This window comes from Streptomyces sp. NPDC003300, assembly GCF_040610915.1.
Lineage (GTDB): Bacteria > Actinomycetota > Actinomycetes > Streptomycetales > Streptomycetaceae > Actinacidiphila.
Window position 1 is genome coordinate 1 of sequence record NZ_JBEXNE010000030.1, and the last position, 26,994, is coordinate 26,994.

The 26,994-nt window shown below is 72.1% G+C and carries 23 protein-coding genes; 10 read left to right on the top strand and 13 right to left on the bottom strand.

All coding sequences use genetic code 11. The features are described 5' to 3' along the window. Nucleotides 1-10: 10 nt before the first annotated feature. The 4 genes from ABZX65_RS31005 to ABZX65_RS31020 form a co-directional block, all read right to left on the bottom strand. On the bottom strand, nucleotides 11-1,078 hold the full coding sequence (locus ABZX65_RS31005; RefSeq protein WP_355347435.1) for a nitroreductase family protein: 1,068 nt from the start codon (nucleotides 1,076-1,078) through the stop codon (nucleotides 11-13). A 101-nt stretch (nucleotides 1,079-1,179) separates the two neighbouring features. After that, nucleotides 1,180-1,890 carry a response regulator transcription factor gene (locus tag ABZX65_RS31010; RefSeq protein WP_355347438.1) on the bottom strand — a complete coding sequence of 237 codons (711 nt, stop codon included), beginning with the start codon at nucleotides 1,888-1,890 and terminating at the stop codon, nucleotides 1,180-1,182. A 209-nt stretch (nucleotides 1,891-2,099) separates the two neighbouring features. Beyond that, nucleotides 2,100-2,531 (bottom strand): cyclic nucleotide-binding domain-containing protein, encoded by a 432-nt coding sequence (locus ABZX65_RS31015; RefSeq protein ID WP_355347441.1) that lies wholly within the window; start codon nucleotides 2,529-2,531, stop codon nucleotides 2,100-2,102. Next, nucleotides 2,531-3,223 carry a CBS domain-containing protein gene (locus ABZX65_RS31020; protein ID WP_355347444.1) on the bottom strand — a complete coding sequence of 231 codons (693 nt, stop codon included), beginning with the start codon at nucleotides 3,221-3,223 and terminating at the stop codon, nucleotides 2,531-2,533. Before ABZX65_RS31020 ends, ABZX65_RS31015 begins: the two co-directional genes overlap by 1 nt. Nucleotides 3,224-3,547: 324 nt before the next feature. On the opposite strand from ABZX65_RS31020, the gene ABZX65_RS31025 reads away from it, so the two are divergent. Next, nucleotides 3,548-4,675 carry a universal stress protein gene (locus tag ABZX65_RS31025; protein WP_355347447.1) on the top strand — a complete coding sequence of 376 codons (1,128 nt, stop codon included), beginning with the start codon at nucleotides 3,548-3,550 and terminating at the stop codon, nucleotides 4,673-4,675. Between the two features lie 280 nt (nucleotides 4,676-4,955). Beyond that, nucleotides 4,956-7,340, top strand: coding sequence for a phosphoketolase family protein (locus ABZX65_RS31030; protein ID WP_355347450.1), 2,385 nt, complete (start codon nucleotides 4,956-4,958; stop codon nucleotides 7,338-7,340). 79 nt (nucleotides 7,341-7,419) lie between these two features. On the opposite strand, the gene ABZX65_RS31035 is transcribed toward ABZX65_RS31030, so the two are convergent. After that, nucleotides 7,420-8,580: a cation:proton antiporter gene (locus tag ABZX65_RS31035; protein ID WP_355347453.1), complete on the bottom strand. Its 1,161-nt coding sequence runs from the start codon at nucleotides 8,578-8,580 to the stop codon at nucleotides 7,420-7,422. Nucleotides 8,581-8,661: 81 nt separating this feature from the next. Next, nucleotides 8,662-9,216 carry a hypothetical protein gene (locus ABZX65_RS31040; RefSeq protein ID WP_355347456.1) on the bottom strand — a complete coding sequence of 185 codons (555 nt, stop codon included), beginning with the start codon at nucleotides 9,214-9,216 and terminating at the stop codon, nucleotides 8,662-8,664. Nucleotides 9,217-9,699: 483 nt separating this feature from the next. Between ABZX65_RS31040 and ABZX65_RS31045 the strand changes: the two genes are divergently transcribed. Then, nucleotides 9,700-10,323, top strand: coding sequence for a hypothetical protein (locus tag ABZX65_RS31045; protein WP_355347459.1), 624 nt, complete (start codon nucleotides 9,700-9,702; stop codon nucleotides 10,321-10,323). 168 nt (nucleotides 10,324-10,491) lie between these two features. Here ABZX65_RS31045 and ABZX65_RS31050 read toward each other — a convergent pair whose 3' ends face one another. Together ABZX65_RS31050 and ABZX65_RS31055 are read right to left on the bottom strand one after the other, a co-directional pair. Further along, nucleotides 10,492-11,061 carry a hypothetical protein gene (locus tag ABZX65_RS31050; protein ID WP_355347462.1) on the bottom strand — a complete coding sequence of 190 codons (570 nt, stop codon included), beginning with the start codon at nucleotides 11,059-11,061 and terminating at the stop codon, nucleotides 10,492-10,494. Nucleotides 11,062-11,121: 60 nt separating this feature from the next. After that, on the bottom strand, nucleotides 11,122-12,279 hold the full coding sequence (locus ABZX65_RS31055; RefSeq protein WP_355347465.1) for a site-2 protease family protein: 1,158 nt from the start codon (nucleotides 12,277-12,279) through the stop codon (nucleotides 11,122-11,124). A 606-nt stretch (nucleotides 12,280-12,885) separates the two neighbouring features. Here ABZX65_RS31055 and ABZX65_RS31060 point away from each other — a divergent pair. Further along, on the top strand, nucleotides 12,886-14,448 hold the full coding sequence (locus tag ABZX65_RS31060) for an alpha-L-arabinofuranosidase B (protein ID WP_355347468.1): 1,563 nt from the start codon (nucleotides 12,886-12,888) through the stop codon (nucleotides 14,446-14,448). 12 nt (nucleotides 14,449-14,460) lie between these two features. On the opposite strand, the gene ABZX65_RS31065 is transcribed toward ABZX65_RS31060, so the two are convergent. Next, nucleotides 14,461-15,363 carry a ribonuclease BN gene (locus tag ABZX65_RS31065; protein ID WP_355347471.1) on the bottom strand — a complete coding sequence of 301 codons (903 nt, stop codon included), beginning with the start codon at nucleotides 15,361-15,363 and terminating at the stop codon, nucleotides 14,461-14,463. A gap of 220 nt (nucleotides 15,364-15,583) precedes the next feature. Between ABZX65_RS31065 and ABZX65_RS31070 the strand changes: the two genes are divergently transcribed. Next, the gene (locus ABZX65_RS31070) at nucleotides 15,584-16,636 is read left to right on the top strand and encodes a phosphotransferase (RefSeq protein WP_355347474.1); all 1,053 of its coding nucleotides are present in this window, start codon (nucleotides 15,584-15,586) and stop codon (nucleotides 16,634-16,636) included. Between the two features lies 1 nt (nucleotide 16,637). Here the strand turns inward: ABZX65_RS31070 and ABZX65_RS31075 are convergent, their stop codons facing one another. The 3 genes from ABZX65_RS31075 to ABZX65_RS31085 all read right to left on the bottom strand — a co-directional run bounded on the left by ABZX65_RS31075 (nucleotide 16,638) and on the right by ABZX65_RS31085 (nucleotide 20,978). Next, complete coding sequence (locus ABZX65_RS31075) at nucleotides 16,638-17,456, bottom strand: family 1 encapsulin nanocompartment shell protein (RefSeq protein WP_355347477.1); 819 nt, start codon at nucleotides 17,454-17,456, stop codon at nucleotides 16,638-16,640. After that, nucleotides 17,453-18,535: a Dyp-type peroxidase gene (locus tag ABZX65_RS31080; protein ID WP_355347480.1), complete on the bottom strand. Its 1,083-nt coding sequence runs from the start codon at nucleotides 18,533-18,535 to the stop codon at nucleotides 17,453-17,455. The genes ABZX65_RS31075 and ABZX65_RS31080 overlap by 4 nt, the downstream gene beginning before the upstream one ends. A 223-nt stretch (nucleotides 18,536-18,758) precedes the next feature. Beyond that, nucleotides 18,759-20,978, bottom strand: coding sequence for an NADP-dependent isocitrate dehydrogenase (locus ABZX65_RS31085; RefSeq protein ID WP_355347483.1), 2,220 nt, complete (start codon nucleotides 20,976-20,978; stop codon nucleotides 18,759-18,761). Between the two features lie 432 nt (nucleotides 20,979-21,410). Here ABZX65_RS31085 and ABZX65_RS31090 point away from each other — a divergent pair, with 432 nt between their 5' ends. The 5 genes from ABZX65_RS31090 to ABZX65_RS31110 are packed head-to-tail and all read left to right on the top strand — an operon-like array spanning nucleotide 21,411 to nucleotide 25,321. Next, nucleotides 21,411-21,599, top strand: coding sequence for a hypothetical protein (locus ABZX65_RS31090; protein WP_188280008.1), 189 nt, complete (start codon nucleotides 21,411-21,413; stop codon nucleotides 21,597-21,599). Nucleotides 21,600-21,613: 14 nt separating this feature from the next. Then, complete coding sequence (locus ABZX65_RS31095; protein ID WP_355347487.1) at nucleotides 21,614-22,330, top strand: hypothetical protein; 717 nt, start codon at nucleotides 21,614-21,616, stop codon at nucleotides 22,328-22,330. Next, nucleotides 22,327-23,310, top strand: a complete 984-nt coding sequence (locus tag ABZX65_RS31100) for a hypothetical protein (protein ID WP_355347490.1) — start codon at nucleotides 22,327-22,329, stop codon at nucleotides 23,308-23,310. Before ABZX65_RS31095 ends, ABZX65_RS31100 begins: the two co-directional genes overlap by 4 nt. Next, a complete protein-coding gene (locus tag ABZX65_RS31105) occupies nucleotides 23,307-24,242 on the top strand; it encodes a hypothetical protein (RefSeq protein WP_355347492.1) in 936 nt (311 codons plus the stop codon). The genes ABZX65_RS31100 and ABZX65_RS31105 overlap by 4 nt, the downstream gene beginning before the upstream one ends. Further along, nucleotides 24,239-25,321, top strand: a complete 1,083-nt coding sequence (locus ABZX65_RS31110; RefSeq protein ID WP_355347495.1) for a serine hydrolase domain-containing protein — start codon at nucleotides 24,239-24,241, stop codon at nucleotides 25,319-25,321. The genes ABZX65_RS31105 and ABZX65_RS31110 overlap by 4 nt, the downstream gene beginning before the upstream one ends. 1 nt (nucleotide 25,322) lies before the next feature. On the opposite strand, the gene ABZX65_RS31115 is transcribed toward ABZX65_RS31110, so the two are convergent. Beyond that, nucleotides 25,323-26,981, bottom strand: a complete 1,659-nt coding sequence (locus ABZX65_RS31115) for an MDR family MFS transporter (RefSeq protein WP_355347498.1) — start codon at nucleotides 26,979-26,981, stop codon at nucleotides 25,323-25,325. Nucleotides 26,982-26,994: the final 13 nt, after the last annotated feature.

Consider the following 26,994-nt stretch of genomic DNA (forward strand, 5'->3'; position numbering starts at 1 on the left):
CATAGCGGAGCTATTCGGGTATTCCGGCAACGCGGCGGGCGTGCGTGCCAGGGGTCGAAGGGGCCGTTCGTGATCCGCCGGACAGGCCCTCGGGCGTGTGCGTTCCGGCATCGGTGACGTCGGCGACGGGGCGCCGGGGTGTGGCCGGGCCCTCCGGTCCGTAGCCGAGGCGGATCAGCATTTGTACGTGTTCCATGCCGCCGCGCGGGTCGCGCAGCAGCCACCGCAGGTCGTCCCATTCCAGCGCCTGATGGAGCAGTGACGCGCGGACAGTGTGAGCGGTCGCGACGAGCAGGACGTGCTCCAGCGCCTGACCGGCGCGCAGCCAGTCGGCGGGGCGGTCGTGGCAGGTGGACAGGACCGCGATCACCGGGTGCCGCTCGAAGGCCGCGGAAGGCTGGTAGTTCTCCGGGCGCAGCGCGGAGAAGTCCCGCAGCGGCAGTCGGCCCGCGCTGTCCTGGGGGCCGAGCGCCCGGCCCGGCAGGCCGTCCGCGCTCCCCTCACGGATCCAGCTCCGGCTCTCGGCCCGGCGGTCGGAATCGCTCATGCCGCGCCGCTCGGCCTCCGTGGTGAACTCCAGCAGGCGGGCCGTCTCCTCCGCGGCGGGCCGTACCAGCCGGGCGCCCTCGGCGTCCGCGGCCTCGGCCAGTTCGGTCAGCACCTGGGCGGGAAGCGCCTGCTCGGAGAACGGCAGGCGGCTGCTGTGCCGCCGCCAGATCGCGTCGTACAGGTCCTGCCGGTCGCGGCGGGCACCGGTCGGCAGCGGTCCGGCCAGGCGTACGGAGGCCAGCAGATCGGGCTCGGCCGGGTCGGGCAGCAGCCGCGGCACCGGGTCCCAGCCGAAGTGGGCGACCGCGACCCGGAGGTTGAACAGGGCGGCGCCGACCGACAGGTGGACGGCGCGTCCCATCGGGTCGACGTGCCGCAGCCCGCGGTCGACGGCCGCCCGTACCTCCAGCGTGCTGGTGTCGGGGTCGAGCCGGAACCGCCACGGCTGAGTGTTGTGGATCGAAGGCGCCGCGCCCGCCGCGGAGATCAGCTTCTCCAGGGTCTCCGCGTCCAGTGGTGCGGTCCGCATCGTGTTCTCCTCCCGGCCGTCCTGCTTCCAGGCTGACGGAGCACGACGGGCGGCGGGAGGGGCCGTTTGGTTCCCGGCCGGAGGGCCGGTCGGCCCCGTGTTCAGCGGCGGCCGTGCTCCGGCCCGGAGTGCTGGGCGGTGTCGTGCGTGGCCATGACGGCCGCCTGGATGCGGCGCTCCACGCCGAGCTTGGCCAGCAGCCGCGAGACGTTGTTCTTGACCGTCTTCTCCGACAGGTACAGGCGCTTGCCGATCTGGCCGTTGGTGAGTCCCTCACCGACGAGTTGGAGGATCTCGCGCTCGCGCGGTGACAGCGAGGCGAGCGCCTCGACCTCGGGTTCCGCCGTCGCTGTCGGGCCGCCGCCGCGCAGATTGCTCATCAGCCGGGAGGTGGTGGCCGGGTCGAGCATCGACTGCCCCGAGGCGACGGTCCGCACGGCGGCGACCAGGTCGGAGCCCTTGATCTGCTTGAGCACATAGCCCGCCGCGCCCGCCATGATCGCGTCGAGCAGCGCGTCGTCGTCGTCGAAGGACGTCAGCATCAGGCAGGCGAGACCGGGCATCCGCGACCGCAGCTCGCGGCAGACGGTGATGCCGTCGCCGTCGGGCAGCCTGACGTCCAGGACGGCGACGTCCGGCCGCAGGGCCGGTCCGCGGGCCTCGGCCTGCGCGGCGGTCGCGGCCTCGCCGACCACCTCGATGTCGGGTTCCGAGTCGAGCAGGTCGTGGACGCCGCGCCGGACGACCTCGTGGTCGTCGAGCAGGAAGACCCTGATCGGCGCCTGCGGTGAGAACTGCCGTACTTCGGTCATGTGCGCCGATCCTTCGCCCTGTCGTGTGCCGCGCCCGGTCCTCCGATCATGAACGGTCGTACGGACCCGTTGCTAGGGCCGAACGGTCCCTTGGCCGGTATCGGACGTCGGGGCAGGGTCTGGAGCGCAGTTGTCGCCCATCGCGGGCCCACGGCCGGGAGGCCGCTCAGCCTCCTTCGCTTCCGCGTTCTCCGCGGCTCACGGGCTGCTCACCGCTCGAGCAGTCTGGCCCGGGTGCTCTGCAACCTGTGGGCGACGACCTCGCCGACCTTCATCGCCAGGGCTCGTCCGAACACCGGATCCGCTTCGGCCAGCGCCCGTACCACGGTGGCGTCGAACTCCTGTGCCCGCACGGGGCTTTGGGCCTGGGCGCCCATCTGCCAGACGTACGGCGGGAACAGCCAGGACCAGCCGAGCAGGTCTCCGGGGCCCAGCATCTCCACCTCGGGGGCCGGGCGTCCGGGCCGCCGGAGGTCGAGGGTGACGGCGCCGGTGCGCACGACCCAGAACCGGTCGGCCCGCTCGCCCTCCTCGTAGATCCGGGTGCCCGCGGGGAACGACACCTCTCGGGCAAGGCTCTCCAGCCGCTGCCGTCCGGGGGACGGAAGCGAGCTGAACAGGCCAGTGGTAGCGGTTCTCATCACCGTGCCCCTTCCGGTCGCTTCGCTTCGGCGAGGGAGTCGTCGAAGCGTGAGGTGAGTCTGTTGACGACGCCGACGACCCCGTCGATCCGTCCGGTCATCCAGCCGGCCACCGGCACCTGGTCCGCCCGCTCCAGCCGGCCCTCCAGGGTGACCACGCCGCCGGAGACCGTGACCCCCACCGCGTCCGACGGCGCCCAGAAGGTCTTGACGAAGACCTCGTCGATCACCTCGGCGCGGATCTCGTCGTCCGGGCGGAGGAAGACCCGCAGCAGGTCGCGCCGGGTCACGATGCCGACCAGGCGGCTCTCCTCGTCGAGGACGGGCAGCCGCTCCACCCCGTGCTCCAGCATGGTGCGCGCGGCGCCGACGACCGACTCGTACGCCTGGACGGTGACGGCCGGGGCCGACATCAGCTCACCCGCGGTGCGGGCGCGGGCCTTGGCCGCCTTCCGGTACGCGGCACGGTTCAAGGACATGCGCCGCGCGGGGACGTTCCACGCCTGCTCCGCCTGGCGGAACATCAGGTCGGTCGCGGAGATCACCCCGATCACCTTCTCGTCGTCGTCCACCACCGGCACACCGCTCACCCGGTGCTTCCCGAGCAGCCCGGCGATGTCCTTGAACGGTGTCGCGGGGCGGACGCTGACGACGTCACTCGTCATCACGATCCCGACCTCACGCTGCTTCATGACCCACTCCTCCGCGGACGCGCTCGCCTGCCGCCCTCTCCCTTCACGGTGCGGCGCGCGCACTCCGTGTTCCAGGGCCACAAGGGGTGGCCGCCCCGGCCGACCGGCCCTCGCGAGGTCCCGGCGCCGGGGCCGGTGGGCCGGCTCGCGCCGCCGCCCGGTTCCGCTCCACGTCGGCCAGGTACCGGCACGGAGCCCGCGGCGAAACCCCCTTTTATATGTATAACCAGGAGAATGGAGAGATAAAGAGTAAAACGGTGAGATCTCGGGGCGTCCGGTCGATGTGCGGGCCGGTTCGGCCTCGGCGGCGAGAAGGGAACGGCCATGGCGTGCGGAAGCCTGCGGGTGTATCTCGGGGCGGCCCCAGGGGTGGGCAAGACGTACGCGATGCTCGGCGAGGGCCACCTGCGTGCCGACCAGGGCACCGACGTGGTCATCGCCTTCGTGGAGGACTACGGCAGGCCGCTGACCCACCGGATGGCGGAGGGCCTGGAGCAGGTGCCGCGCCGGACCGTCGGATACCGCGACTGCGCCTTCACGGAGATGGACCTCGACGCCGTCCTCGCCCGCCGCCCGCAGCTCGCGCTGGTCGACGAGATGGCCCACACCAACATCCCCGGCGCACGGAACAAGAAGCGCTGGCAGGACGTCCACGAATTGCTCGACGCGGGCATCAACGTGATCTCCACCGTCAACATCCAGCATCTCGAATCGCTCAACGACGTGGTGGAGCACATCACCGGAGCCAAACAGCGCGAGACCGTTCCGGACGACGTGGTCCGCGGCGCGGACCAGATCGAGCTCGTGGACATGTCCGCCGAGGCGCTGAGGCAGCGGATGGCCGACGGCGACATCTATCCGCCGGAGCGGGCCGAGCTGGCACTGGTCAACTACTTCCGCGCCGGAAACCTCACCGCCCTGCGCGAGATCGCCCTGCTGTGGGCAGCCGACCGGGTCGAGGAGGCTCTTCAGCGCTACCGCGAGGGCCACGGCATCCAGCAGCCCTGGTCCGCGCGCGAGCGGGTGCTGGTCGCCCTCTCCGGCGGCGCGGAGGGCGACACACTCATCCGGCGCGCCAAGCGCACCGCGTCCCGCGGCGCGGGAGGCGAATTCCTCGCCGTCCACGTCGAGCCCGACGACGCGTCGACGTCCCCTTCCGCTCACCTGCCGACCAGCCAGCGCGCGCTGGTGGAAGAGCTCGGCGGCACGTACCACACGCTCACCAGCGGCGACCCGGCCCGCGCCGTCCTCGACTTCGCCCGGCGGGTCAGCGCCAGCCAGATCCTGATCGGCGCGACCCGGCGCACCCGCCTCCAGAGGCTGTTCAGCCGGGGTGTCGGCGAGATCATCGTCGAGGGCTCGGGCGACGACATCGACGTATGCGTCGTCACCCATTCCCGTGCCGCCCACGGCCGACTGCTCCGCGGCCACCAGGCCAGGCAGGACGGCTGAGTCACGCGCGGCGCTCCGCCCGACGGGGCGTCGGCACCACGCGGCCGGGGCGGTTGCTCCGTGAGCGATACGGAAGGCGTCTCCGTCCGGATCGCGCCACACGCCTCGGGCGGTTACCCCGGCCGACCGGCACCTCGTGGCAGACTCGCGCGAGGAACGCCGTGTCCCGACCCGGGGGCGCTGGCCCGAACGGCCCCCGATCGCTGCCCGGTCGGCTCTGTCGGACCGCGGGCGAGACCTCCGAGTCTGGGACGACGACTTCGACTCCGCGGAGGAAGACATGTCTCAGGCACCCCCGGCCCAGCCGGGCAGCGCTCTTGACGACACCGAACTGGCCGCCCTGGTCGCCCACTGGAAGGCGGCCAACTACCTGTCCGTCGGCCAGATCTACCTGCTCGCCAATCCCCTGCTCGAGGAGCCGCTACGCCCCGAGCACATCAAGCCGCGGCTGCTCGGCCACTGGGGGACCTCCCCCGGCCTCAACCTCGTGCACACCCACCTCAACCGGGTGATCAGGACCCGCGGGCTGGACGCGCTCTGCGTGTGGGGCCCCGGACACGGCGGCCCCGCGGTGGTGGCCAACTCCTGGCTCGACGGCAGTTACTCCGCGACCTATCCCGACATCGGGCGGGACGCGGACGGCATGGCCCGGCTGTTCCGGCAGTTCTCCTTCCCCGGCGGCATCCCCAGCCACGTCGCGCCCGAGACGCCGGGCTCGATCCACGAGGGCGGCGAGCTGGGATATTCGCTGTCCCACGCGTACGGCGCGGCCTTCGACAACCCGGACCTGCTGGTGGCGTGTGTCGTGGGCGACGGCGAGGCGGAGACCGGTCCGCTGGCCACTTCCTGGCACTCCAACAAATTCCTCGACCCGGTGCACGACGGCGCCGTCCTGCCGATCCTGCACCTCAACGGCTACAAGATCGCCAACCCTGCGGTGCTGGCCCGGCTCCCCGAGCACGAGCTGGACGAACTGCTGCGCGGCTACGGCCACGACCCGATCCACGTGACGGGCGACGACCCGCACGACGTGCACCGGGCGATGGCCGCGGCCATGGACACCGCGCTGGACCGTATCGCCGCCATCCAGGACGCGGCGCGTGCGGGCGACGACGGCGAGCGGGCCCGGTGGCCGATGATCGTGCTCCGTACGCCGAAGGGCTGGACGGGACCCGCCGAGGTCGACGGGCTGCCGGTGGAGGGCACCTGGCGGGCGCACCAGGTGCCGCTGGCCGGGGTCCGTGACAACCCGGAGCACCTGCGCCAGTTGGAGCAGTGGCTGCGCTCGTACCGCCCCGAGGAGCTCTTCGACCGGGACGGCCGCCCGAGCGCCCAGGTGCTGAGCTGCACACCGGACGGCGAGCGGCGGCTGGGCCTGAACCCGCACGCCAACGGCGGTCTGCTCCGGCGCGACCTGCCGGTGCCGCCGCTGGAGGACTTCGCGGTGGCGGTCGACAAGCCGGGGGTGAATCTGCACGAGCCCACGCGGGTGCTCGGCGGGCTGCTCAAGCAGATCATGGCCGACACCGCGGAGCACCGGGACTTCCGGCTGGTCGGCCCGGACGAGACCGCCTCCAACCGGCTCGAAGCCGTCTACGACGTGAGCGGGAAGGCGTGGGAGGCCGAGGTACTCGACACCGACGAGCACCTGGAGCGCGGCGGCCGGGTGATGGAGATCCTGTCCGAGCACACCTGCCAAGGGTGGCTGGAGGGCTATCTCCTGACGGGCCGTCACGGCCTGTTCTCGTGCTATGAGGCGTTCGTGCACATCGTCGACTCGATGGCCAACCAGCACATCAAGTGGCTGCGCACCTCACGGCCGCTGCCGTGGCGGCGGCCCATCGCGTCGCTCAACTACCTGCTGACGTCGCATGTCTGGCGGCAGGACCACAACGGCTTCTCGCACCAGGACCCCGGCTTCGTGGACCACGTCCTCAACAAGTCCCCCGAGGTCGTGCGGGTCTACCTGCCGCCGGACGCCAACACCCTGCTCTCCGTGGCCGATCACGTGCTGCGTTCCAAGGACTACGTGAACGTCGTGGTCGCCGGGAAGCAGCCCTGCTTCGACTGGCTCGATCTGGAGGCCGCCCGCGCGCACTGCGCACGCGGCGCCGGCATCTGGGAATGGGCGAGCTCCGAGGACGGCGCGGAACCCGATGTGGTCCTGGCCTGCGCCGGTGACGTCCCCACACAGGAGACCATCGCCGCCGTGTCCCTGCTGCGCGAGCACCTTCCCGACCTGTCGGTACGGGTCGTCAACGTGGTCGATCTGGCGCGGCTGCTGCCCAAGGACGAACACCCGCACGGCATGCCCGACGCCGAGTACGACGCGCTGTTCACCCCCGACAAGCCGGTGATCTTCGCGTACCACGGCTACCCGTGGCTCATCCACCGGCTCACCTACCGCCGCACCGGTCACGCGCATATGCATGTGCGCGGCTACAAGGAGAACGGCACCACCACCACGCCGTTCGACATGGTGGTCCGCAACGACCTCGACCGCTACCGGCTGGTCATGGACGTCATCGACCGCGTCCCCGGCCTCGCGGTGGCGGCGGCGCCCGTCCGTCAGAAGATGGAGGACACCCGGCTGCGCCACCACGACTGGATCCGCGAACACGGCGTCGACCTCCCCGAGGTCGCCGACTGGTCCTGGACCGGCTGAGGGCCGGGAACGATTAGAGGTGGGAACGGCGGGCCTTCCGGATTCCGGGAGGCCCGCCGTCGCTGCGCGGGGCTCGCGGTCAAGGGGCGGCCGGTGCCGCGAGGCCGTGGTCCTTCGGGGTGCTCGGGCCGGTGAGGGAGGTCGCGAGGGTGGCGGCGGCGATGGTCACCAGGGCGCCGAGCATGAGGGCCGCGGCCTCACCGGGTTCGAGCAGGCGCAGTTGGGTGCCCAGGGTCGCGGCGGCCACCGGGACGCCGAGCTGGGCGGAGGCGAGGACGCCCACGGCGAAGGGCTGGCCGGTGACCCGCAGCGCGGCGTGCACCGCGACCGCGCCCAGCCCGAGCGCCACGCCGAGCACCGCGAAGGAGGGGTGACCGGCCAGGGCGCGCAGATCGAGGGACGCCCCCAGCCACAGGAAGAACAGCGGGCCGAGGAAGCCCTCGGTCAGGGCGAAGAGCTGTTTCGCCAGGCGGCGGGGTTCGCCGATCGCGGAGACGACCAGGCCGAAGGAGAAGCCCGCCAGCATGATCGAGACATGGGTCCGCACGGCGAGCGCGGCCAGTGCGAACAGGATGACCAGGCTGATCCGCAGTTCCAGGGCGAAACGCCGCTCCTCGGAGAGCCGGTGCATTCTGCGCCGCAGGCCGTCGCGCTCGAACCGGCGCAGGACCAGGAACAGCGCCGCCGCGCAGGCGATGACCGCGCACGCGCCGAGCGCCGCGCGGGCGGCGTGGCGCGGGTCGATCACCAGGGGCAGGGCGACGATGCAGGCCGTGTCGGCGACCGCGACCTGGGGCAGCATGCGCAGGATCTGCGGGCCGCCGAGCGACAGCGAGTCGACGATCGGCAGGATCAGCGCGGCGGACGACGACGCCATCAGCACCGTATAGAGAGCGGTGTGCCCGGTGTCGAAGCCCCGCGCCAGGAGGAATGCGGGGACCGCCGCCAGGACGCCGACGGCCAGGGCGCGCCCGGCCCCGCTGCCCAGTCCCGCGCGCAACTGCGGGTCACGCACCGGTACCCGTGCGCCGGCGACGAACATGATCAGGGCGAAGCCGATGTCCGCGAGGAAGGCGAACGTCGGATCGTCGGCGTGCAGGTAGCCGATCACGGTGGGTCCGAGCAGGACGCCGGCGGCCAGCTCGCCCAGGACGACGGGCAGGTGCCACTGTTTCGGCAGGGCCAGCAGCGGGCCCAGCAGGGCGGCCAGGGACAGGACGGCCAGCGTCGCGAAGCTCACAGGCGGGGTCTCCTGGCAGACGGAAGGACCGGCGGGTCACTCACCGTACTGGCGGGACCGTGGCCGGGCCAGCACCGTCGGTCACACGCTGTGGTGGCCCCAGCGCGAGTCGGCGTCCGTCCACTCGGCGTCCCAGCGGGCACACCGGCGGTGGTCGAGGAGTTTGGTGGTGATCCCGCAGCCGATCAGGACGCCGACGCAGATGGCGAAGGCCGCTCCCGCGCCGATCACATCGGCCTGGAATTCCCCGGAGGAGGGGGACAGCGGCTGCGCGACCTCGACACCCTGGCTGTTGGTCCACACCGGAACGACGGCGCCGCGGGAGGTGCCGGGACTGGCGGTGACGATGCCGGTGAGCACGGTGCCGTCGGGCGCCTTCCACTGCGCCGGTACGTCCACCCGGGACAGCCGGTAGCCGTCCGGGGCCTTCTGGGTCAGGACCGCGCTGGTGCTGTGCCGGTCGAGACGCTGCTGCGCGTACTCGCGCTGGAGACCGTGCGCGGTCGAGACTCCGACCAGCACCGCGACCACCAGCGCGGCCAGGGCCGCCGCGAGGAAGGCCCACGCCTCCACGGCGTACGAACGTCGGCGCAGCGGATTCTTCCGCAGACGCCACAGCCAGATTCCGCGTTCCATGGTCGGTCCCTCCTCGTCGAGCGACACGACGGGGGCCGACTGACCCCGTGTCTCCACGCTCCCGCCTCCCGCGCCGTCTGCGGAGGGCCGAACGGCCCTGTCGGGTGGGTGGACCGGACCGCGTGGGACGCCGCCGGGCTCCGCGGCCGGACCGGATGAGCGCTTCGGCCACCCGTCACCGAAACGGAGCGGTCATGAGCACACGGTGAATGGTCGCGGGACGGCCGGACGGGTGAGGTCTGTCGGGGCGCGCCGGAAGGCATCAGCGGCGGACGGTGGCCGCCGGGCCCGCCGTGGGACGCCTGCCGCCTCGAAGCCTCGACGCCTCGGCACGTGACGCCTCGGGGCTCTCGGCCCAACCGGGCCGCCGGGCAGAGCCGTTCGGCCCTGCGGGTCGGGCCGTGAGCCCCCAGCGTGCGGCCAACACCGCGCGGCACAGTGGTGTCTGACCGAACGTCAACCCCCATTGAACTGGGAGCCGTCATGGCAGTCCACGACCACACCCGGCAGCACGCAGGGTTCCGCCTCCCCGCTCGGAACAAGGCGTCCGCCGACCGCGGCGGCGACGCGACGGCCGTCGGCACCGACTCCGCGCTCGTCGCCAAGTCGCTCGCCACCGTACGGATCGCGACCGGTTTCGTCTTCCTGTGGGCCTTCCTCGACAAGACCTTCGGCTGGCACTACGCGACCGGCTCCGGCAAGGGCTGGATCGACGGCGGGTCGCCCACCAAGGGGTTCCTGTCGGGTGTCTCCGCCGGTCCGCTGGAGTCGTTCTTCCACGACATCGCGGGCAAGGGCTGGACCGACTGGCTGTTCATGCTCGGCCTGCTCGGCATCGGCGTCGCCCTCATGAGCGGCGTCGCCCTGCGTCTGACCGCCGCCGCGGGCACCGTCTTGATGGCCATGATGTGGGCCGCCGAATGGCCGCCCGCGCAGCACCTGTCCACCGGCGCGCCGAGCATGTCCTCCAACCCGTTCGTGGACTACCACCTCATCTACGCCCTGGCGATGATCCTCTTCGCCTTCGCCGCGGCGGGCACCACCTGGGGCCTCGGCCGGGCCTGGGCCCGCGTCCCTCTCGTCGCCCGCCACCGTTGGCTCGTGTGAGCCCCGCACCACCCGCGCCTGACGGGGCACCGCCACCACGGCGGTGCCCCGTCGCACGCGTGCGCGCCCTCGATGTCCGTCGTGGGCGCCGTCAGCGGGCGACAGCGTTCGTGAGCGGTCGGTCGGTGGTCGGTCAGTGGCCGGTCAGCGGCCGGTCAGCGGTCGTCGTCAGCGCGAGGCCCGGCGGAGCCGCTGTACGCGCCGCAGGCGGCGGAGCCTGGCCAGGAGCGTGCGGTGCCGTGCGGTCGGCACGTTCTTCTCGGGGGACGGCCGAGGGTCCGCGGGGGACGGCCGAGGGTCCGCGGGGGGTGGCTGGGGATTCGCGGGCCGGGTGGAGGTTCGGCGGTCCGCGGTGGATGGCCGGGAGGTCGCGGGCGGCACGGGCGGGCCGGGCGGCGAAGGCGCGTCGGGCGGCGTCGGCGCGTCGGGCCGCGGGCCGGCGTCCTGGACCGGGTAGAGGCCCTCCTCCGGGTAGCGGGCGGTGGCGATGGCGTCGACGATCTGGTCGTCGGTGAAGGCGGCGCCGCCGAGGACGTGCGGGAGGAAGCCGATGAGGACGCCGTCGCGCGTCACCACCGCGTCCAGCCCGGCGGCTCCGCCGAGGTTCCACTGGGCCTCGCTGCCGTCCCCCAGCGCCACGCCGATGCCGAATTCGTAGACGCCCGCGTCGGCTCGGTGGGCCATGACGCCTCGTGCGCGCAGGGCGGTCACCATGCGCTCGATGCGTTCAGGATCCATGGCAGAAGTCCTTCTTTCCGTCGCCTCTCCCCCGTGCCGCCGCGTGGGTGCGGCCTTCGGTCAGGTGGTGTGGCCCGCTCCGTGGGTGGCAGGGGGCCGGGCCGGCGGGTGCGGGTGGCGCCGGGTCAGCCCGGCGATGTCCTCGGCGGTGACCACGCCGACGACGCGGTTGTCGTGCAGGACGAGAACGGGGCTGCCCGAGGTGGTGGCGAGACGGTCGAAGACGTCGGTGACCCGGTCGTCGGGGTCGACCAGCAGGCAGCGGTCCAACGGCAATGCGACGTCCCGTACCCGGGTGTCCCGCCTGCGCACCGTCGGGACGGACAAGAGCGCGGACGCGGTGACGACGCCGCTCGGCCGGCCATCGAGGTCGGTCAGCGGAATCACCGTACGGACGCCGACGCCGGAAGCCGAGGTGGCCAGCAATTCGTCCACGGTGTGCCAGTCCTGGCCCGCGACCGCCGGGTGCATCGCCTGGGTGACACGGACGCCGCGCAGGGTCTCGTACAGCACCGAGCGGCGGACCTCCGCGTAGGCGGTGAAGGAGATGAAGGCGCCGAGCAGGACCAGCCACAGCCCCGCGGCCTGGCCCATGAGGACTTCGAGCCAGCCGCCGGCGAGCAGCGCGACGCCGAACACCTGGCCGCAGCGCCCGGCGATCCTGGCCGCGCGCTCGCGGTCGCCGCGGATCCGCCAGATCACCGCTTGCAGGACCCGGCCGCCGTCGAGCGGGGCGGCGGGCAGCAGGTTGAAGACGCCGAGGAGTCCGTTGGCCCACGCGACCCAGGCGAGTACGGCCGCGGCCACGGCCCAGTGCAGCGTGTCGTCGACCGCCACGGCGGCGGCCAGGAACAGCCCGCCGAGCACCAGGTTGGTCAGCGGTCCGATCGCCGCCACCCAGCCCTCGTCGCGGGGCGTGGTCGCCGACCCCATCCGCGTGACGCCGCCGAGCGCGAAGACCGTCACGTCCTTGACCTCGATCTTCGCGCGGCGCGCCGCCAGGGCGTGGGCCGCCTCGTGCGCGACCAGGCTCACGGCGAGCGCCAGTGCGCCGATCAGCGCCCCGGTGCGGTAGGCGGCCGCCGAGTGGCCCGGCGCCCAGGCGGACAGGACGCCGCCGCCCAGGGCGACGCTGACGAAGACGATCAGCAGGGGCGCGCTCCAGTGCATCCGCAGCGGCACACCGGCGATCCGGCCCAACCGCACCGATCCGTTCATCGCACCCTCCAGCCCCCGCCCACCGCGCACCGCGCAAATCGCGACAAAAGCCGCCCTCCCCTCCATGGTCCTCCCCCGCGCCCCGGACTGTGCGGCCCGGCCGACTCCGGGGCGGGATCTTGACGTCTCCCATGCGCCGCCGCCCCCGTCCCCCGAGGCGCCCGACGAACGGAGGCCGGGGCGCCCAGGGCGGGATTTCTTCTGCGCAACGCCTTGACGCCGCCACAGTGAGCGCTAACAATAACGGCCAAGTGATAGAGGATCAGACCCCCGCGTGACGCGCTCTCGCGCTCTGCGTCCAGGCCGAGCCGCCACGGACGGGCCCAGGAGTCGGGAGCGCGTCGGCGGGGCGAACGGCCCTCCGGTATCCCGCCGCCGCCAGGGACGGCGCGGGCCAGGACCGTTCACGCACGGTCGGCGCGCCTCGGCGTGCGACACCGGCCGCGTGCCGCCTTCGCTTTGCCGCAGCACTGGACCATGTCGCGTTGTTAGCGATCACAATTCAAGCTCACCGCAACCGTCACGGAGACGCCGTGCGGCCAGGTGCGATGCGCCGCCGCCCGCTGCCGGGCGGCGGTCCCCCCACTCACATCGAGGAGGACATTCATGTCCCTGACCGCAACGAATCCCTTAGCGGGCCGCTTCAGGAAATGGGCGCTCTGCCTCGCCGCCGCGGCGACCCTCGTCGCGGGTCTCCTGATCGGCGGCACGGGCACCTCCCACGCGGCGGGTTCGCTCCCCTGCGACGCGTACAGCGCGGGCGGCACCCCCTGCGTGGCCGCCCACAGCACCACACGGGCGCTGTACTCCACGTACAACGGCTCGCTCTACCAGGTCAGGCGCGCCTCCGACAACGCCACACAGAACATCGGCGTGCTGAGCACGGGCGGATACGCCAACGCCGCCGCACAGGACTCGTTCTGCTCCGGGACGACCTGCGTGATCACGGTCATCTACGACCAGTCGGGACGCGGCAACAACCTCACCCAGGCGCCCGGCGGCGGGGCCGCGGGCGGACCCGACAATCTGGCGAACGCGACCGCGGCGCCGACCACGGTGGGCGGCCACAAGGCGTACGGCGTCTACGTGGCGCCCGGCACCGGCTACCGCAACGACCACACCAGCGGGATCGCGACCGGCGACCAGCCGGAGGGGATGTACGCGATCCTCGACGGCACGCACTACAACGGCGGCTGCTGCTTCGACTACGGTAACGCCGAAACCAGTAACAACGACACCGGCAACGGCCACATGGAGGCCATCTACTTCGGGAACATCAAGGTCTGGGGCTATGGCGCGGGCAACGGCCCCTGGGTCATGGCCGACCTGGAGAACGGCCTGTTCTCCGGCGTGAACCAGCACTACAACGCCAACGACCCGACGGTGAATTTCCGCTACCTGACCGCCATGGTCAAGGGCGGCCCGAACCAGTGGGCGATCCGCGGCGGCAACGCGCAGTCGGGCGGCCTGTCGACGTACTACAGCGGCGTACGCCCCAACGTCTCGGGCTACAACCCGATGCACAAGGAGGGCGCGATCATCCTCGGCATCGGCGGCGACAACAGCAAGGGCTCCGCCGGTACGTTCTACGAGGGCGTGATGACGTCCGGCTACCCCTCCGACGCCACCGAGAACGCGGTGCAGACCAACATCGCCTCCGTCGGGTACACGACCCAGTCGTCGGGCTCCGGTTCGCTGACCCCCGGCTCGCGGATCTCGCTGCGGGCCACGACCTCGTGCTGCACCACCGACTACATCCGGCACGACGACAGCGACGCCAATGTGGTCATCTCCCCGGTGTCCGCGTCCAGTTCGGCGACCGACAAGGCCGACGCGACCTGGATCGTACGGACGGGTCTGGCCAACAGCGCCTGCGTCTCCTTCGAGTCCGCCAACACCTCGGGGCAGTACCTGCGCCACTCCAACTTCCAGCTCAAGCTCAATGCCAATGACGGCGGTTCCCTCTACGCCCAGGACGCCACCTTCTGCCCGCAGCCGGGCAACAACGGCCAGGGCAACACCTTCCAGTCCGTCAACTACACCGACAAGGACATCCGCCACTACAACAACACCGTCTACATCGGCGGCAACGGCGGCTCCAACGCCTGGGACAGCGCCACGTCCTGGAGCGACGACACGAGCTGGGTCGTCTCCCAGCCCTGGGGCTGAACCGTCCGACGCCTACGGGCCGCGCCGCCACCCGGCGACGCGGCCCTCCCCGTCCGCCACCGCCTCTCCTTCCGTCGCCGCCTCCGCTTCCGTCGCTGTCTCCGCATCCGTCCCCGTCTGCTGAGGGCCGGCCTCCCGGCGGACGCGGGTCTGCTGGATCTCGCAGCCGATGAGGGGGCCGCCGAAGAAGACGAAGCCGACGCCGATCAGCCAGCACTGCACCATCAAGACGGTGCCGACCGAGCCGTAGGTGACGGCGTTGGTGACGATGAGCGGCGAGAAGACCAGCCAGGAGAAGCCCCGCAGGCCGACGAGGCCCGCCATGGTGAGGACGGCGCCGGGCAGGGCCGCGCGCCAGGTGATGAGGCCGCCGAGGAGGAAGCGCTGGCCCCACCAGAAGAAGAGGACGCCGAAGACGAGGGTGAGGGTGATGCGCACGACGGCCTGCCGCCAGCCGTGGCTGAGGAAGGCGCCGCTCTGGGCCTCGGCGAAGAGATACGCCGTCAGGCCCGCGAGCCACACCGCGCGCCGCCACACGCTGTGCCAGGGGCTGGCGGGCAGCTCCCAGACCTTGCGGTAGCCGGTCTCGACGCTGGCCGCGAAGGACAGTCCGAAGATCGCGAGCGAGGCCAGGCTGAGCGCGCTGGTGGTGCTCAACACCCGCCGTGGTGTGGCGAACAGGCGCTGCACGGACTCGGCCGGGTGCGGGGACAGGCCCATGCCGTCGACCACCCACTGGGCGAAGCCGGTGCGTTGGAAGGGCGCCGCGGCGGCGACCACGATCAGCAGCGGCATCAACGTGACCAGGCCGAGCGCGGCGAAGCCCATCGAGCGTTGCAGCAGCTCCAGTTCGGCGCCCTTGCGCCACACGCGTCCGGCCGCCGAGCCTTCCCAGACCCGGCGCAGATCCACCATCGTCCCCCTCCTCAGCCGGAGTTCAGCCCTGTGCGGTCGTTGTCACCGTTCCCCGTACGCCGTCCTCGTCGCTCCTGTGTTCGGCGTATGCCCCCGCGCACGGCCGGCTATCCGGGATGGGCCAGGTCTCCGCGACGCGGAACGGGAGTACGGGGACAAGGGATACACATCGTCACCGCCGCCCGTGGGAGACTGCACGGTCGATCGCGAGGGGTGGGGCATGCACACGGAACGCGGATTTCCGGACCGCGAGCGGCTGGAAGGGGTGGCACGGGCCGCCCTCGGACCCGGCCGCCGCATCGCACGGGTCGACCGACTGCGCGGCGGCAGCAAGAAGGGCGTCTACCGGCTGACGCTCGACGACGACTCGACGGTCATCGTCTACATCTGGGACGACACCGAGGACTACTGGCCGAGCGACGGCACGGACGCTGACCACACCGACCCGTTCTCGCACGCCTCCGGCATCGACCTCTTCGAGGCCGCGCACGGGCGCCTTCACGCCCTCGGCGTCCGCTCACCGCGGATCCGTCTGACCGATACCAGCAAGGCGCACTACCCCGCCGACATCGCGGTGGTCGAGGACGTGCGGGGCCCGACCCTTGAGGAGATGCTGCGCGCCGACCCCCGGAGCGCGGCCCCGGTCATGGACCGCCTCGCCGAAGCGCTCGGCCTGATGGCGGACCACACCGCTCCGGGCTTCGGCAAGGTCGCGCTGGTCGACAACGGCGGTGTGTCGAAAGGCGGTTCGTGCGAGGGGGCCGTCCTGGACCGCGCCCTCGACGACCTGTACGAGGCCGCCCGGCGCGACACCCGTATCGCCGTCGTCCGCGACGGGCTGGAGGACGTCGTGCGGACGGCGTACGCCGCGGTGCCCGCGCGCGAGCGGTTCGCCGTCGTGCACGGCGAACTCGGTCCCGACCACGTACTCGTGGACGCCCGAGGCAGGCCGGTCCTGATCGACGTCGAGGGGCTGATGTACTTCGACGTCGAGTGGGAGCACGCCTTCCTGCGCATCCGCTTCGGCGACCACTACGCCCGGCTGCTGCCCGGCCGCCCGGCGCCCGGCCGAGGTCCGGACCGGGGCGGGGCGGAATTGGACGGGCGGCGGCTGCGGTTTTACGCGCTCGCCATGCGGCTGTCGCTCGTCGCCGGGCCGCTGCGCCTGCTCGACGGCGACTTCCCCGACCGCGACTTCATGCTGGGCGTCGTCGAGCACAACCTCCGGGAGGCGTTGGCGTTCCTGGAACCCGACCGGACCCGGTCGCCCTGACTCAGACCGCGATGGCGCGCGGGGCGGACTTCAGGGAGACGGCGGCTTCCGCGGTGTGGACGAGGAAGGTCAGGGTCTCCTGGAAGTAGAGCCGCACGCTGGTGTCGTCGTGGGACAGGTAGCCGATGGACAGGTCCTGGCCGAGGCGCAGTTCGAAGTCGCCGCCGCGGCCGGCGATCAGGAAGGCGCCGTCGATGGCGGGCGCCCAGATGATGTCGCCGTCCAGGAGCCGGGCCAGGTGCTGGTGGATCGGGTAGCCGTGGTCCGAGGTCTCGTTGACCGCGGTGTACGCGTCGGCGCTGAGCGCCAGGTGGTAGGTGCCGTCGACGCCCGCGAGGCGCAGCGCGGTGATCGCCTGGCTGACGGCGTTCGGGTAGTCGCGTACGTCGTCGGGCAGGGTGATCGCCTGGTTGGAGGAGGCGGCGCGGATGCCGTCGATACCGGCGGCCGGGTAGCCCTCGAAGATCACCCGGTCCTCGGCGAAGGCGAGCTGCCGGGCGGCGTCCTTGACGGGCTGCCAGTCCGCGTCCTTCGCGCCGCGCTCGACGTCGTCCACCTGGCGGCGGTCGACGCTGAAGGGCAGCCGCAGTTCGACCACCGGCTGCGAGCGCCGTACGTGCGCGGCGACGCCGTCGGCGGGCGACTCGATGGCGTCGAGGTGTCCGGTGGCGACGGCGGACAGCTCGGATCCGGCCGGTTCCGGTACGTCCACGATCCGGCGCCCCGCCACGTTGCGCTTGAACGTGCGTCGCGCCTCGTCCTCCAGATCGGCCCAGGCGGCGGCGGAGATGGGGGCCAGTTCACGATGCAGGTTGTTCACGGCGTGGTGCTCCTCTTCAGGTCGCCGATACCCAGCGAGTCGTCGGGTACGGCGGGGGCGGATTCGACGGTGGCGGAGTCGACGGGGACCGTGACGGGGGCGGGTGCGGCCGGGGTCGCGGTGCCCGACGCGGACGCGCGGGCGGGCGGGTCGGGGAGGTCGTCCAGGAAACCGGCGGCCGGGGCGTGGAACAGGGTCCCGGTGACGGCCGTGGAGAAGTCCAGGATGCGGTCGTGGGTGGCGGGCGGCAGGCCGAGGAACATGTTCCGCAGCATCTGCTCGGTGACGTCGGGGGTGCGCGCGTAACCGATGAAGTAGGTGCCGAATTCGCCCCTGCCCGGACTGCCGAAGGGCATGTTGTCGCGCAGGATCTTGCGCTCGGTGCCGTCGGCCTCGGTGATGGTGTTGAGCGCGACGTGCGAGGCGTCCTCGTCCAGCTCCACATTGCTCAGCTTGCGGCGGCCGATGATCCTTTCCTGCTCCTCGACGGGCAGCGCGTTCCAGGCGTCGAGATCGTGCAGATACTTCTGCACGATGACGTAGCTGCCGCCCGCGAAGTCGGCGTCCTCGTCACCGATGAGCACGGCCCGGTGGGCGGCCGGGCCGACCGGATTCTCGCTGCCGTCGACGAAGCCGAGCAGGTCGCGGGCGTCGCGGTAGACGAAGCCCTGGGTCTCGTCGCGGAGGGTGACCGAGCCGCGCAGCCGGTTCATGATCTCGGTGGCGAGCGAGAAGCACAGGTCCATCCGGGTGGCCCTGATGTGGAAGAGCAGGTCGCCGGGGGTGGAGACGGCCCGGTGCCGGGCGCCGCGCAGTTCCTCGAAGGGGTGCAGCCCGGCGGGGCGCGGTCCGGCGAAGAGCCGGTCCCACGCCGTGGAGCCGATGCCCGCGACACAGCTCAGCCTGCCCTCGGGGCTGCCGAAGCCGATCGACCGCTGCAAGCCCGCGAGGTCGGCCAGCAGGTCGCGCGCCACGGCCTCGCCGCCGGGGTCGACGGTCACCACCAGGAAGGTCGCCGCGGTGGTCAGCGGGCTCAGCACCGCCTGCGGTTCCGCCGCCGGGGACGGTGCCGCGGGCACGCCGCTCTCCTGTGTCGTCAATGCGTTCCTCACCAGGCTCGGATCGGACAGGGACCCCGTGGATCGGAAGGGGTCCGCGTACAAGCGGGACATCTCAACTATCGCAAAGCACCGGGACTCGTGCCCGCGCCCCGACCGGACATGCCGGTCGGGGCGCGGGGATGTGCGATGCGGTGATGTCCGCCGGGGTCGATCCGTACAGGTCAGCCCGGTGGCCGCGGCGTCAGCCCAGGGTCGACAGCGCCTGGTTCAGCGTCTGCGACGGCCGCATGACGGCCGCGGCCTTGGCCGCGTCGGGCCGGTAGTAGCCGCCGAGGTCGACCGGCGAGCCCTGGACCGCGATCAGCTCGCCGACGATGGCCTGCTCCTGCTCGGCCAGCGTCGTGGCGAGCGCGCCGAACGCCTCCGCGAGCTTGATGTCGTCGGTCTGCGCGGCCAGCTCCTGGGCCCAGTAGAGGGCCAGGTAGAAGTGGCTGCCGCGGTTGTCGATGCCGCCGAGGCGGCGGCTGGGCGACTTGTCCTCGTTGAGGAAGGTGCCGGTCGCCCGGTCGAGGGTGTCCGCGAGGATCTGGGCGCGCGGGTTGTCCGTGCTCTGCGCGAGGTGCTCGAAGCTCACCGCGAGGGCGAGGAACTCACCGAGGCTGTCCCAGCGCAGGTAATTCTCCTTGACGAGCTGCTGCACGTGCTTGGGCGCGGAGCCGCCGGCGCCGGTCTCGAACAGTCCGCCGCCGTTGATCAGCGGGACGACCGAGAGCATCTTGGCGCTCGTGCCGAGTTCGAGGATCGGGAAGAGGTCGGTCAGGTAGTCGCGCAGCACGTTGCCGGTCACGGAGATGGTGTCCTCGCCGCGGCGGATCCGCTCCAGCGAGAAGGCAATGGCGTCGACCGGCGGCAGGATCCGGATGTCGAGGCCGTCGGTGTCGTGCTCGGGCAGGTACCGCTCGACCTTGGCGATCAGGTTGGCGTCGTGCGCGCGGTCCTCGTCCAGCCAGAACACCGCGGGGGTGCCGGTGGCGCGGGCGCGGGTGACGGCGAGCTTGACCCAGTCCTGGATCGGCACGTCCTTGGTCTGGCACATGCGGAAGATGTCGCCCGCGCTGACGGCCTGCTCCAGCACGGCCCGGCCGGCTCCGTCGACCACGCGCACCGTACCGGTGACGGGGATCTCGAAGGTCTTGTCGTGGCTGCCGTACTCCTCGGCGGCCTGGGCCATCAGGCCGACGTTGGGCACCGAGCCCATGGTGGCCGGGTCGAAGGCGCCGTGCGCGCGGCAGTCGTCGATGGTGACCTGGTAGATGCCCGCGTAGCTGCGGTCCGGGATGACCGCGAGGGTGTCGGCCTCCTGGCCGTCAGGCCCCCACATGTGACCCGAGGTGCGGATCATGGCGGGCATGGACGCGTCCACGATGACGTCGCTGGGCACGTGCAGGTTGGTGATGCCGCGGTCGGAGTCGACCATGGCCAGCTCGGGACCCTCGGCGAGCTCGGCGTCGAAGGACGCCTTGATCGCGGCGCCCTCGGGCAGCGACTCCAGACCCTTGAGAATGCCGCCGAGGCCGTCGTTCGGGGTGAGACCGGCCGCGGCGAGCGTGGCACCGTGCTCGGCGAAGGTCTTGGGGAAGAAGGCGCGCACGACGTGGCCGAAGATGATCGGGTCGGAGACCTTCATCATGGTGGCCTTGAGGTGCACCGAGAACAGCACGCCCTCGGCCTTGGCGCGGGCGATCTGGGCGGTGAGGAATTCACGCAGCGCCGCGACCCGCAGGACGGCGGCGTCCACGACCTCACCGGCCAGTACGGGTACGGACTCGCGCAGCACGGTGGTGCTGCCGTCGTCCCCGGCCAGCTCGATGCGGAGCGATCCGGCCTCGGAGACGACCGCGGACTTCTCGGTCGAACGGAAGTCGTCGCCGTCCATGTGCGCGACGTTCGTCTTGGACTCCGGCGTCCAGGCGCCCATGCGGTGCGGGTGCGCCTTGGCGTAGTTCTTCACCGAGGCGGGGGCGCGGCGGTCGGAGTTGCCCTCGCGCAGCACCGGGTTGACGGCGCTGCCCTTGACCTTGTCGTAGCGGGCGCGGACGTCCTTGTCCTGGTCGGACTTCGGGTCGTCCGGGTAGTCGGGCAGCGCGTAGCCCTGCTCGCGCAGCTCGGCGATGGCGGCCTTGAGCTGCGGGATCGACGCCGAGACGTTCGGCAGCTTGATGATGTTCGCGGCGGGCGTCTTGGCCAGTTCACCCAGCTCGGCGAGCGCGTCGTCGATCCGCTGGTCCTCGCGCAGGTACTCGGGGAAGACGGCGATGATCCGCCCCGACAGCGAGATGTCGCGGGTCTCGACGGTGACACCGGCGGTGGAGGCGTACGCCTCGATCACCGGCAGCAGCGAGTACGTCGCCAGGGCCGGAGCCTCGTCGGTATGCGTGTAGATGATGGTCGAGTCAGCCACCGGTCACTCCGTCCAGGTCTGCAACATTGCTCGACATCAAGATATCCCGTGACCGACCCGTGTCCTACCCGCCCCCACCTCCGCGCCCCGCGCGGACGCCCCGGATACCGCCGTACGCGCGCCGCATGACGGCGTCCCGGCGCAGGTCAGAGGTCCCGCGTCGGGCAGCGCCGGGCACCCGACCTCACTTGTCAGACAATATTCATGGCCGTGAACTCCCCTTCCCCGCGCGGTCGTACGGGAGCGTCGGGCCACGACGGATGCCGCGCGGGCGAGGAAAGAGCCGCGGTGTCCGGGGCGCGGACCGGGCCGTACGCGCCGGTGTCGCGCGGGCCGCGATACGGGTCACCGCCTGGGCGATTTGTTCCGTTTGCGGCACTTTGGAACCTCGGCCATGCTGAAGGAGATCCAGCCGAACAAGGAGATGATTCCATGAACTCGGATCTCACAGCCCCGGTCGAGTCGGCGGTCCTCGCCGCTGAGGTCGAAGGACTGCTGGACTCCGCGGAACCCGAGGGCATCTACCGCGACACGCGCGAGTGCGGCGGCGGTCTGCTCCTCGCAGGACTTCTGCTGATCTCGCCCCCGACCCCCCGTCCGACGAAGACGGACGCGTCCTGAACTGAGGGGTCACGTTGGCAGAGCAGGCGCAGGGGACATCCCCGCTGAGCGCTGTGGTCGCCGACGTCGCACAGGCAGTCGCCCTCGCCCTTCGGGGCGGGGGCGGCTCCTATGCGCTGTCGCGCGTACTCCCGCAGGGCGAAGCGGTGGCATCGGCCGCGATCCGGGTACTGGGCGCCGACGTACTGGCGCCGTACGCACTGGACCGCGACCCCGCCCATGACACGGGCGGCGCGGCGGGCACGGCCGACCAGGCCCTCGTCCGCGCCGCGCTCGCCGCCTATCCGCCGGGGGCCGACGCCTCCGAGGTGTCGGTGTGGAGCTACCGGGGGCTCGCGGCGGCGGCGCGCGCCTTCCTGCCCGCGGACGCCGACGGCCGGCCGCCGGAGCCGCCCGCCGCGACGCGGTGGGCCGCCACCGACGCGTGGCCGCGACTGGCCCACCGGGCCTCGCAGTTGGCCTCGCTGTCGCTGCCGGGGCTCGACACCCCGCTGGCCGGGTGCCTGGCGGAGCGCACCGACGACCTGGCCCGCGGCTTCGTCCGCGCGGTCCGCCGTCGCGACTGGCTCCAAGCGGCCGGGATCGGCCGCTGGCTGGCGGGCCTGCCGGACGTTCCGGACTCGCTCGGTCTGGACAGCGGCCTGGTGTTCGTCCGTCAGATGAGCGGCGACGACCCCCGCGTGGCGCTGCACATCACCGCGGCGGCGCGTTTCCACGGGCGCGGTTCGTGACCGGCGGCCGGGTCCCCGCGGCGGGCGCCGGCCCGGAGCCGCTGGACCGCATGGCCGTCTCGGCGCTCACCTGGCTGGACGGCATGCGCCCGTGCTTCCGGCTGCCCCCGGACGTGACGACCGACGCCGATCCCAACACCACGCTCAAACCCCTCGGCGAGCTGGCCGAACTCAGTCACCTCATCCGTACGCACCACCCGCTGCCCGCCGTCCGCGACCTCGCGGACGGCCTCTTCCGCTTCGCCTGGCGTGAGACGCGCGACGGTGAGCTGTTCGGCGACCTGATCCGCGGCGAGCCGCGCGCGACCTACCCGGTCGAGCTGTACGGGGTCTTCGCGCAGACCGGGCTGAGCCATCCGGGCGTCGAGGAACTGGTGCGCACCATGACCGGGCTGCGCGGCTGGCGGGTGGCGCGCGAGGACCACACCCGTACCCTCGGTGTGCTCAACGCCGAGCGGCGGATCGGGCTGCGCCACCACGCCGACTTCGACGCGGTGCTGGCCATGACGGGACTCGGCCGGGCGGTCGAGCCGTGGACGCTGGACCGCAAGGCGGCCTACGGCGTGACGCACGACGTCTTCCACCTCACCGACTGGGGCCGCGCCCCGCACCGGATGCCCGCCGACCGCGCCGAGTATCTGCGGCTGTGGATCCCGTCCTGGCTGGAGAGCTGGCTGGAGGAGGAGCTGTGGGATCTGGTCGGCGAACTGCTCGCCGTGGCGGCCTGCCTGCCCGCGCCCGTCCCGGACGCGGCGGCCTGGCGGCTGCTGGCCGGGGCGCAGGGCGCGGACGGCGCGGTGCCCGAGATCGGCGCCGCGCCGCCGCCGGGCACGGCCGCCGCCGAGGCGTTCACCGCCTGTTACCACTCCACGTTGGTGACCGCCTTCGCGGCCACCCTGGCCCGGATCGGCCCGACGCGGCCGGCGGGCCCGACCGCGGGCGTACGGCGCCCGGTCCTGGAAAGCGAGGCAGCATCGTGATGACGACGGCCGCATCCCCCGCGCTCCTGCACCAGGTGGGCGAGCGCGCGCTGGCCTGGCTCGACGCGAACCGGGAGCACTTCCGGCTCACCGACGACGACCGCGCCACCAGCGGCGCGGTCATCGAACGCCTCAAGCCCATCGGCGAGTTGGCGATCAACATGCGGGTGCTCTCGCGCGAGGGCGTGGCCGGGTCACGGCAGCGCGACCGGTCGCTGCGGCTGCTGGACTTCGCCTGGCGCGAGTTGCTGGACGGCGGCAACGTGCTGGCGGCGCTCCAGCGCGACGAACCGCTCTCCCCCGTGCCGCTGGAGATCTACGCGACCTTCTACGAACTGGGCCACCGGCACCCCGGTGTGGAGGACGCGGTCGCCCTCTCGCGCCGCACGGCGTCCTGGCGGGCCCTGGAGATGGTGCCCAACCGGCGCCTGGGCCTGCTCAACGCCGAGCGCAAGCTGGGCCTGGTGCCCAGCGGCGACTTCGACCTGGCCGTGGAGCGCACCTGGCTGGGCCAGACGCCGGAGCCCTGGACGGTGCAGTTCCACATCGCGTACGACCTCACGCACACCGTCTTCCACCTCACCAACTGGGGCGAGGCGCCGGACCGCATCCCGCCCGCGATCGTCGACTACCTGACGCGGTATCTCCCGGCCTGGACCGAGGACTGGGCCGACCTCGCCCACTGGGACCTGCTCGGCGAGCTGCTGGTCGTGGACGCCTGTCTGCCGCGCCCGGCGCTCGACGGCGAGGTGTGGGAGCGGTACGCCGCCGCGCAGTCCGACAGCGGTGCGATGCCGGTGCGCAACGGGATGCCGGACGGGGACGCGGCCGAGGTCTTCGACCAGGTGCACCACCCGACGCTGGTCGCCGCCTTCGCCTCCGCGATGGCCACCTCCCGCGCGCTGTCGGCGGACACGGACGCCGTCGCGTGAGCGCCACAGCGGTGGACCGCCTCGCGCCGGACGAGGCCGAGGACCGTACGGCCGACGGCGCGCCGGTCCGCGACCTGCTGGAGCGGGCGGTCACCGAGGTCAGGGCGCCCGATGTCGTGCTGGCCGTCTCCCGCGCGGGACGGCGGACGCTGGTGGGCGGCGGCAGCGCGCCGCCGCGGGCGGCGCGCGAGGAGGCGCGGTACGAACTCGGCTCGCTCTCCAAGACGTTCACCGTGCTGCTGCTGGCGGCACTCGCCCGCGACGGCGTACTCGCTCTCGACGACCCGCTCGCCGCGCACCTGCCGGACCTGCCGCTCCCCCACCCGTACGCGCGGCGGATCACGCTGCGGCACCTGGCGACCCACACCTCGGGGCTGCCGCGCGTGCCGCGTGACCTGGTGGCGGGCGCGGTGCTGCGGCCGTACACCAACAGCTACGCCCGCTACGACACCGGACGGCTGCTGCGGGTCTTCGCGGACACCCGTACCCGCCACGCCCCCGGCAGCCGCTGGCACTACTCCAACCTCGGCATCGCGCTGCTCGGACCCGCGATGGAACACGCCACGGGAACGGACTACGGCACGCTGCTGGCGGGTCGGGTGCTGACGCCCCTGGGGCTGCACGGCACCACGACGGGGCCGGGCAGTGTCCTCGCGGCGGTCGGCTACCGGACCGACGGGCGTACGCCGCTGCCGCCGACCGACATGGCGGCCTTCACGGCGGCGGGCGGGGTCCGGTCCACACCGACCGACCTGCTCCGCTACGCCGAGGCGCACCTGCGGCCCGGCGGCACGGCGTTGGAGGCGGCGCTGCGCGACGTCCAGGTCCCGCAACTGCGCCGGGGGCTCGGTCACCGGAACACGCACACGCTGACCTGGTACCACCATCCGGCGCCGGGTGGCCCACTGCTCTTCCACGCGGGGGCCACCTTCGGGCAGCAGACGTTCCTCGGCTTCCACCCGGCCACCGGTACGGCGGTGGCCGGATGCGCCACCCGGCACGACCGCGGCTGCCGCATCGTCAAGACGGCCTACGCGCTGCTGTACCGGCTGTGCGGCGAGCCGAGGGACACGCCCTGACTCAGGAGGTCGCCGCCTCCACCTTCTCCTCCTGCGAGAAGTCCCCCGCCGTGGTGCGCAGCGGGACCTCCTTGATGAGCAGCGACAGCACGAAGGCGATCACCAGGACGCCCGCGCCGACGAGAAAGGCGACGTTGATCGCGTCGGTGAAGCCGGTCTTGAAGGGGTGGGCGAGCGCCGGGTCGACATGGCTGAGGAACGACGTGTCGTTGAGCGTGCCGGTGCTGCCCGAGGACGCCGAGGTGAGCGTCTTGAGCTGGTCCGGGTGCGCGGCGGCGGCCTGCTGGAACGCTTCTCCTCCCTTGGCGGCGGCGAAGGCGGAGCCGATCTTGCCGCCCACGACGGAGTAGACGATCGACAGGAAGACGGCGACGCCGAGCGTGCCGCCCATCTGCCGGAAGAAGGTCGTCGAGGAGGTGGCGACACCGATGTCGCGCGGCGGCACCGCGTTCTGCATGGCCAGCACGATCGTCTGCATGTTCAGGCCGAGTCCGGCGCCGACGACGAACATCGACACGTCCACGTAGAACAGGCTGCTGTCGGCCGACATCTGCCACAGCATCAGCATGCCGCCCACCAGCAAGGCGCAGCCGATGATGGGGAAGATCTTGTAGCGGCCGGTGCGCGAGGTGATCTGGCCGGACACCATCGAGAAGATCATGATGCCGAGCACCAGCGGCAGGGTGAGCAGACCGGCCTTGGTCGGCGAGTTGCCCTTGACGAGCTGGAGGTAGAGCGGCAGCAGCGTGATGCCGCCGAACATGCCGATGCCGATGATCGCGGACTGCGCGGAGCCGACCGCGAAGACGCCGTTGCGGAAGAGCCGCAGCGGCAGCAGCGCCTCCTCGCCCGCCCGGCGCTCGGCCAGCAGGAAGGCGACGATGCCGACCGCGCCGATGACGTAGCAGGACAGCGAGGACGCGGCGCCCCAGCCCCACTCGCGGCCCTGTTCGGCCACGATCAGCAGCGGTACGAGGGCGACGATCAGCGCGGTCGCCCCGAGGTAGTCGATCCGGTGCGGCCGTCGTTCCTGGCGCACGTGCAGGACCCTGGCGACCACGAACAGGGCGAGGATGCCGATGGGGACGTTGATCAGGAAGATCCAGCGCCAGCCGTCGATGCCGAGCAGCGAGTCCTGCCCGGCCAGCGCGCCGCCGATGACCGGTCCGAGCACGCTGGACGTGCCGAAGACGGCCATGAAGTAGCCCTGGTACTTGGCTCGTTGGCGCGGCGGGATGATGTCGCCGACGATGGCGAGCGCGAGCGAGAACAGCCCGCCCGCGCCGATGCCCTGGAGGGCGCGGAAGCCCGCGAGCATGTACATCGACGTCGACAGCATGCACAGCGCCGAGCCGACGATGAATATCGCGATGGCGAAGAGGAAGAACGGCTTGCGCCCGTACTGGTCGGAGAGCTTGCCGTACAGCGGTGTGCTGATCGTCGAGGTGATCAGGAAGGCGGTGGTCACCCACGCCTGGGCGGTCAGGCCGTTGAGGCTCTCACCGATCTTGTAGATGGCCGTGGAGACCACCGTCTGGTCCAGTGCCGCCAGGAACATGCCGAGCAGCAGCCCCGAGAGGATGACCATGATCTGCCGGTGTGTGTACTCCGTCGGGGGCGCCGCGGTGCCGGCCGGCGCGGCGTCTGCCTGAGCACTCATGGTGCTGCTTCCT